At 71.5% G+C, this 7,591-nt stretch carries 6 protein-coding genes and 1 pseudogene; 4 read left to right on the forward strand and 3 right to left on the reverse strand.

Features of this window, described 5'->3' with window-relative positions; genetic code table 11:
• From QH290_RS01910 to QH290_RS01920, 3 genes and pseudogenes are all read right to left on the reverse strand, one after another.
• Positions 1 to 1,037: pseudogene (locus QH290_RS01910) on the reverse strand (hypothetical protein); the annotation flags it as partial.
• Positions 1,034 to 2,026: a TRM11 family SAM-dependent methyltransferase gene (locus QH290_RS01915; RefSeq protein WP_280381796.1), complete on the reverse strand. Its 993-nt coding sequence runs from the start codon at positions 2,024 to 2,026 to the stop codon at positions 1,034 to 1,036. The gene QH290_RS01915 and the pseudogene QH290_RS01910, both read right to left, overlap by 4 nt.
• Positions 2,027 to 2,108: 82 nt before the next feature.
• Entirely contained in the window at positions 2,109 to 2,774 is a 666-nt protein-coding gene (locus tag QH290_RS01920; protein ID WP_280381797.1) for a hypothetical protein, read from the reverse strand.
• Positions 2,775 to 3,273: 499 nt separating this feature from the next.
• On the opposite strand from QH290_RS01920, the gene QH290_RS01925 reads away from it, so the two are divergent.
• From QH290_RS01925 to QH290_RS01940, 4 genes are all read left to right on the forward strand, one after another.
• A complete protein-coding gene (locus QH290_RS01925; RefSeq protein ID WP_280381798.1) occupies positions 3,274 to 4,170 on the forward strand; it encodes a hypothetical protein in 897 nt (298 codons plus the stop codon).
• Positions 4,171 to 4,250: 80 nt separating this feature from the next.
• The gene (locus QH290_RS01930; RefSeq protein ID WP_280381799.1) at positions 4,251 to 4,565 is read left to right on the forward strand and encodes a pilin; all 315 of its coding nucleotides are present in this window, start codon (positions 4,251 to 4,253) and stop codon (positions 4,563 to 4,565) included.
• Positions 4,566 to 4,567: 2 nt separating this feature from the next.
• Positions 4,568 to 6,454 (forward strand): TrbL/VirB6 family protein, encoded by a 1,887-nt coding sequence (locus tag QH290_RS01935; RefSeq protein WP_280381800.1) that lies wholly within the window; start codon positions 4,568 to 4,570, stop codon positions 6,452 to 6,454.
• Positions 6,451 to 7,591 (forward strand): PrgI family protein (locus tag QH290_RS01940; RefSeq protein WP_280381801.1); only part of this gene is annotated, 1,141 nt, incomplete at its 3' end. The genes QH290_RS01935 and QH290_RS01940, both read left to right, overlap by 4 nt.

Consider the following 7,591-nt stretch of genomic DNA (forward strand, 5'->3'; position numbering starts at 1 on the left):
GCGGCGGGGGGGGGGGGGGGGGGGGGGGGGCGGCCCGGGGGGTTTTGGTGTCGCCCCCCCCCCCCCCCCCCCCCCGGGCGCGGCGGGCCCGGGCCGCCCCCCCCCCCCCGCGGGGGCGCGGCCCCCCCCCCACCGGGCTCCTCGGAGACCGGGATCGAGACGGCATAGCGGATGAGGGTTTCCCAGTGCGGGCCCCGGGCCTTCGTCGCCGCAGCGCGGGCGGCGGCGTTGTATTCCATCGCCGTCTGTGGGTCGCCCGCCTTGCTGGTCCCGGGCCGGGGAGACCGGTCTTGGGGGCTGGGGGTAAGCAGGTCGAGCAGTTCCCGCGCCAGTGCTCGCACCGGTCCGCCCCGTGCGCTGTCGGGTCGGGTGGCGCGTGCGACGCGGCGGCCGGTGACGGGGCGGGCCAGGATCTGCACGCACGCGGCCTGGCCGGGTCCGAGATCATCGGCAGCGGTGATCAGGTCCCGCACGAGATCGCCGCTGTGGTCGGTGCGGATCGGCAGCGCCTCGCGGCGACCCAGCCGCAACTGTCCACCCCGCAGCACTCGTGGTGCCCCGGCCTCCGGGCCGGGCAGCGGCGAGGTCGGGTGGTCGTCGGTGTCGGTGTGCGCGCCGGGCCAGGCTGAGGCGATCGCCCGCTCCACCAGCCCCGGTGGGATGGTGCCGGGTACCCACATCCGGATGGCGGCACCGTCGTCGGGGGTGACGGTGTATTCGAACCCCAGATGCGGCTGCCCGCACAGCGCCCGCCGCCACGCGGGGCGCAGCTGCCCGTACAGGTGCGACCACACCGCGATCGCCGCCTTGGCATCGACCTCGGGCGGCGTCATCACCGTGATCCGGCGAGCCCGCGCACTCAGCCGGCGCCGCCGCACTCCCACGAGCACCCGCGCTACCGCGAGCACCCCCGCCACCCCCACAACCACCGGGATCGATGCAGGCGACAGCGTCGCGTCCCCGACAGTGTCGGCGAGGTCGTGCAGTGCTCGGCCGGGAGACAGCAGGAACGTGCCGAGCGGTCCCGGCGCGGTCATGCGGCGTCCCGGTGCGACTCGAACGCGTCAGTCCCCAGTACCCGCAACGGTGCTGTAGGCTCGTCGAGACGGTGAGAACTGTTGAGAGGCAGCGCTTTTCGTGCGCCGACGCGCTTCTGCAGAACGATCACATCTTCGTGCGCGATCAGGTGCATGGGGAGCCCGGCGCGGCGCTGTTTGACGATGAAATCCCGCTGGAAGAACGAGCTGCGGGCCACGAGATCCCCGTCGGTGAGTCGCCCCAGCAGCGCGACGCAGCGCTCGACGGGGGTGAGCCCGGCCAGGGTGCCGCAGGTGATGAGGTGGGCGGGCAGGTTGACCAGCTCGGCGTGCTGCCGCCACGGCCGCGCGGTGATCACCACATGCCCGCCCGGAGCGAGGAACTCCGCCGCACCGGTGAGGATGCGCGTGAAGCCGGACAGCAGCCGGCCGAGGCCGACGTTGGCGAGGTTGCCGCGGTCGAGCACCGACCCGTAGCGGTGGTCGTACTTGCGGAGGGTCCCGGGCTTGGTGACGACGTGGCCGTGGGTGGAGTCGCCGTAGGGCGGGGAGGTGATCACCAGATCCACCCGGCCCAGCACGCTGTCGGGCAGCAGGGCGGGCAGTTTGCGGGCGTCGCCGTGGTACACGGCGGCGTCGGCGGTGATCCCGGCGTCACGAGCGAGAGCCAGGTTGGCGCGGGCCAGGTCGGCCCAGCGGGCCTCGTACTCGACGCCTATCGCGCGGCGGCCCAGGTGCAGGGCTTCGACGACGGTGGTGCCGATCCCGCACATCGGATCCAGCACCAGGTCCCCAGGCTGGCTGTATGCCCGTACGGCGTGCCGGACGATCGCGGGCAGCATCTTGGCCGGGTGTTTCACGCTGTCGGGGTGATACCGGCCGCGTATCCGCTGGGTGGCGGGGGCGGCTTGCCCGGTCGCCCACACCGACACCGGAACCGGATCGGTGGCGGCGGCAGGGCTGGTGGTGTCGTGGTTGTCGATGCTCATCGGGACTGTCCTTTGCGCAGGGAGAAGGGCGAGCGGGAACGCGAGATCGGCCGGACGGCGCGTGCGGGTCCGGGCGTCGTGGTCAGCACGGCTCGGCGGAGCGGGGGTTGAGGAACACGAAGACGTCGGTGTGCGCCAGTACGTGCGCGCTGCGGGCGGGCGCATCCGGTTGCGGGGTGACGACGGTGGTGCCGGTGACGGGGGCGGCGATGATGTGCTGGAGGTAGAGCAGATCGGCGGCCTGTCCGGCGGCGACCACCGCTCCGGCGGGATCATCGAGGACACCCGAGCGGCTGTGACGGCAGCGACTCAGCACGACCAGCAGCCCGCCCTCGGCCACCCGCTGCGCGGCCAGATCGGTGACCGGGCCAGGGCCCGGACCCTCGTCCTCGTCCGCGAGCAGACTCACCACAACGAGCGCCGCGGTGGCGTGCGAGTCCGCGTGGCCGGTGGTGCCGGATTCGATGCGCGGACGGCGGCCCAGCGCCTCGACGGCGGCGAGCGCAGGGCCCGTGCCCGCCGGGATCGCCTGCAGCGGGCCGCGCCTCGCCGCGGCGGGCCACCCGATCAGCAGGACCCGATCGCCGGGTGCGGAGAACTCGCGCACGGCACGTGAGAGGACCGCGGCGGGCCACCGGTCGGCGGGATCGATCCCGTGGGGCCCGCACGCCCACACCGTCGAGGGAACCGTGCGGGAGGCGTGCCCGGTGCTGGCACGCGCGGAACGATACGAAGATTTCGCAGTCATACGAGGAAAGCTCCTGACGAGGGAGAGAACGGCTGTCTATGAAGTGAATATGGCGAAAACCGCCATTTTTGGACAACGCAGGCCCAGAAATTTTCCAGCAAATTTCTGAGGCGTGACAACCGGAGCTTCCACCACGCGTTCTCCGGGGATCTCGTGCGGCGCGGGCAGCGCCGGTTCCAGGGGTGCGGAGAATATTTTTCAGATTTTTTCTCGGCAGATTGCTGGCTAGGGTTTTGCGTCACACCCAAACCACACCGGCACGACACCCAAACCACACCCAACCGCCTGAAATACCAGCTAGGTAAGGCTGTGCCGTGTCGTGAAGAATCTCGTACAGGGTGCTGTGCTAGGTGGTTGCGAAGAGTGTCCGGGTGTGGTTTCGGTGTTTTCTCGGTGTGCTGCGGGTGTGGTTTCGGTGTCGCGCGGGTGTGGTTTGGGTGTGAGCCGTCGGTGTACTTGGTCGGTCGGATTCTTTGTGTTTTCCACCGAGTAGGAGTTGATGATGGCGAGTTCGAAGTACGGGAATTCTTCCCGCCCGCCGGAATGTGGCGCGGGGTCGCCGGTGGGCGTGGTGTGGACGGCTCTGGAACCGGTTTTCGACGATCCGCTGCCCACCGATCCGCGACCGGTGCCCCATCCGCCGGATGCCGCTATCGCCTCGTGGGGTGAGTTGCGGGAGCTGTTGCTGGGTCACTGGGTGCCGACCGAGGCGCGCGATGCGATCTGGCGGTGGTTGATCGAACGGGCACGCTGCCACGGACCCGACGCGACGCTCGCCTGCGCAAGCCTGGCCGCGCCGATGCTCGGCCGTATCGCGGGCCGATTCGCCTCCCCGCACAGCCCACACCGGCACGACGTCGAGTCCGAGGTCCTTCTCGGCTTCCTGACCCAGCTACGCAATATCGAGTTGGACCGGCCGCTGCTGTGGTCCCGGCTGCGATGGGCAGCGCTCACATCCGGGTGGGAGTGGGCACAGAAGCGCGCGGTGCTCGCGCCGGTCGACGAGCCCGGAGACTGGGGCGACCTCGGCCGGCTGATGTCCCCGCACGGACACCCCGACCTCGTGCTCGCCGACGCGGTCGCCGAGGGGGTGATCACTGCCGACGCTGCGGAGCTGATCGCGCTGACCCGGTGGGAGCGACGGTCTATGGGAGCGGTAGCGGAGAAGCTCCGCGGAGCGAAGTCGCACTGGACGATCCGCAAACAACGCCAGCGCGCCGAGAACGCTCTCGTGCCCTGGCTGGCCGCTCGGATCGCTGCCTCGCCTCCTGGACCAGCCAGCGGCACACATGCCGGGACACCCGCGCGATCGACCGGCCACCAGCGCCCCTCGGCATCCTCACCCGCTCAGCCAGCTCCGGCACCCACGACCCAGGAGGCCCGGCGATGCGCATAACCCGATTCGCTGCTTTCTTCACCCGCCTTCCGAGCCGGGGACGGTGTGGACGAACGCGAAACGCAGGCGCGGCGGCGGCCATGGTCCTGGCCGCAGTCGCGGTGCTGGTGGTCGTGTCGGCGGGCCCAGCGTCGGCGCAACCTCCGCCAGCGCCGACGACGGTGACCTCGTTCGATCAGGTGATCGACAACGCACGCAACTGGCTGGTCGGCATCCTGGCCGGGCTGGCGACGGTCTTCTTGACCGTGGCGGGGGTGCGGTATGTGGTCGGGTCGGGTGATCCGGCCGAGATCGAGAAATCCAAGTCCGCCCTGCGCGCCGCGTGCCTGGGCTACGTCCTGGCGATGCTGGCCCCCGTCGTCGTGTCGGTCCTCAAGTCCATCGTGGGGGCCTGATCATGTCAGCTCTCACCTACCCGGCGATCTACCGCCGGGCGCTGCGGGCCGCAGTGGTCGCGGTGCTGCTGGTCGCGGCGACTCTGATCACCACCCTCACCGCGGCTTCCGCGCTCGCGCAACCGGCGACGACACCGCCGCCGATTCCGCTGGTGGTGCCGTCGGGGCCGCCCACGCCTACGCCTACACCGGGGCCCGTGCCCGCGCCGCGCTGGCAGCCCGTGCCTCCTGCTCCGACAACGCCGGGTGCTCCGGTCCCCGTGACCCCGACCCCGGAGTATCCGCTCGACCCGGAGTATCCGGTCGACCCGGGCACCGGAATCCCGGACGGCTCGTCCGGTGACGGGCAGGGCGGCGGGTGCGGGGTCACCAATATCTCCGGGTGCGTCGCCGACGCGGTCGACGGGGTCTTCCAGCGGCTGGTCGATTCCGGGTTGAATCCGCTGCTGGACCTGTTGTCGCGGACCCTGCTCACCACCCCCGAACCCGGCGAGCTGCCGCGGGTCGGTGAGCTGTGGTCCTCGTCGTGGCAGCTGGTGCTCGCGATGTACGGGCTGCTGGTGATGGTCGCCGGGATCCTGTTGATGGTCCGCGAGACCCTGCAGGACCGATGGTCGCTGCGCGACCTGCTGCCCCGGCTCGTGGTCGGATTCGTCGCCGGGGCAATGAGCCTGCTGATCGCGACCCAGGCGATCCGGTTCGCCAACGCTCTCGCCTACGCGCTGGCCGGAGACGGGGTGGATCCCGGCTCCGCCGCCGCCGCGATTCGCGAGCTGGCCTTCACCGGCCCGGGGTCGGGGTTCTTCCTGCTCCTGCTGCGGGTCGCACTCGAAGTGATGGTGCTGCTGTTACTCATTGCCTACGTCATCCGGGTCGCGATCACCGTCATTCTGGTCGTCGCTGCACCCCTGGCGTTGATGTGTCACGCCCTGCCCGGCCTGGACGCGGTCGCCCGCTGGTGGTGGCGGGCGTTCGCGGCCTGCCTGGCCATCCAGGTCGTCCAGTCCCTGGTGCTGGTGACCAGTCTGCGGGTGTTCCTCACCCCGGGCGGCTGGAACTTCTTCGGCCCCAACGCCGACGGCATCGTGGGCCTGATCATCGGGCTCGCGTTGATGGGGGTGCTGGTGAAGACCCCGTTCTGGCTGCTGTCGGCGATGAAGATCGGCCAGGGCCGCTCCCTGGCCGGGTCGATCGTGCGCGGCTACATCACCTACAAAACCCTCGGCCTGCTCAAAGGCAAAACCTCCACCGCCTCCGCGCGCGCCACCGCAGCCGCCACCCGACCCAAGCGCGGCGTGGCCCGGCCGCCTAAGCTCCGCGCGGCCGACGACCCGTACGCGCGGGTGCGCGCAACCCGCGACGGGCAGCTGATGCTGCCCCTCGAAGGAGTCCACCGGGTAAAACGCCAACCCCCGCCCGCCGGGCAGCCTTCCGCCGCAACCCAGCCCAAACCCGCCACCAGACGAGCGGCCCGGGGCAGACAGCTCGCGTTCGACTTCTCCCCGCCGGACCCGTATCGCGGGATCCGCCCCGGGCGGGGAGGCCAGTACCCGCTCCCGATCCCGGTCACGCGGGTCCGGCCCGCCCCGGCACCGCCCGAACCGGTCACGGCGAAGCGAACACCCACGCGAGGCAGCCGAGGCACGCAGCTCGCCTTCGACTTCGACATACCCGCAGCGCGGGACCCCTACGGCCGTGTCCGGCCGCTGCGTAACGGCCAGTACCCGCTGCCCATTCCCGTGCGGAGGGTGCGGCCCGCGCCGCCCGCGCCGGTCCCGCCGCAACCGCCGGGCCCGAAGCGGTCGGCGGGTCGGCAACTGCATCTGCCGCTGCCGGATCTCCCTGTCCGCCGTCGCGCACCCCGCACTCCCGGAGGAGGGCAATCATGACCACACCTGTGCGTATCCCCGCCGATGTCGAGCGCCGTGACCGGCTCATCGGCCCGTTCACCGCCCGCCAGCTTGCCATCCTCGCCGCCACCGCACTGCTGCTGTACCTCGCGTGGATGGCCACCCGCACCGTGGTTGCGCCGCTGGTGTTTCTCGCCGGTGCGGTCCCGATCGGCGTGGTCGTCACGGTCGTCATCTCGACCACGCGCGACGGCCTGTCGGTCGACCAACTATTGGTCGCGGCGATTCGCTACCGGCTCGCGCCGCGTCAGCTGGTGCGCGACCCCGCCCGCATCGCGGCGCTGCCCCGCTGGGTCACCGACCAGGCCACGCCCGGACCCCGGCTGCCGGTCCCGGCAGCGATGTCGGCCCAGGCTGCGCGGTTACCGCGGGCAGTCACCGGCAGCACCGGTGGCGTCGGGGTAGTGGACCTCGGCGCCGACGGGCTCGCGGTCCTGGCCGCGGCAGGGACCGTGAACCTCGCGCTGCGCACCCCGGCCGAGCAGGAAAGCTTGGTCGCGCAGCTGGGGGGCTGGCTGCACACGCTGCGCCAGCCCGTGCAGATCCTGATCCGGTCCGCCCGCCTGGATCTGACCGCGCATCTGTCGAGCCTGGACACCGCCACCGGCGACATGTCCCCGGAGCTGGCCGCCGCCGCGCGCGGCCATGCCGACCACCTCACCGACCTGACCGCCACCGAAGACCTCATCCAGCACCAAGTCCTACTCGTCTGGCGCGAACCACTCCACACCCCCACCGCCCCCGCGCCATCGACAGTGTTGTCGTCGCTGCTGCCAGGGCGACGCCGCTCCCGCAGCCGGGTGTCCACGGCGGGGCGTCGTGCCGCCGAATCCCGGCTGACCCGGCGCCTGGGCGAGGCCACCGAACTGCTGGCCCAGCTCGGGGTCCGCGTGACCGCGCTGGACGTCGAGCAGGCCACCACCGTCCTCGCCGACTCGTGTAACCCGGGCAGCCTCGTCGCGTCCTCGGCCGACACCGCCGGCCCCGGCGAGATCATCACCACCGCCGGCACCGAGCACACCGAGCACGCTGCGGGTCTCGGCGTAGACGAACACGACACCCCGCGCAGTTTCGGGCCCGAGTCCCTGTCGATCGGGACCCGGCACCTCGAACTCG

The sequence above is a fragment of the Nocardia wallacei genome (assembly GCF_029869545.1).
In the GTDB taxonomy this organism is placed as follows: domain Bacteria; phylum Actinomycetota; class Actinomycetes; order Mycobacteriales; family Mycobacteriaceae; genus Nocardia; species Nocardia wallacei_A.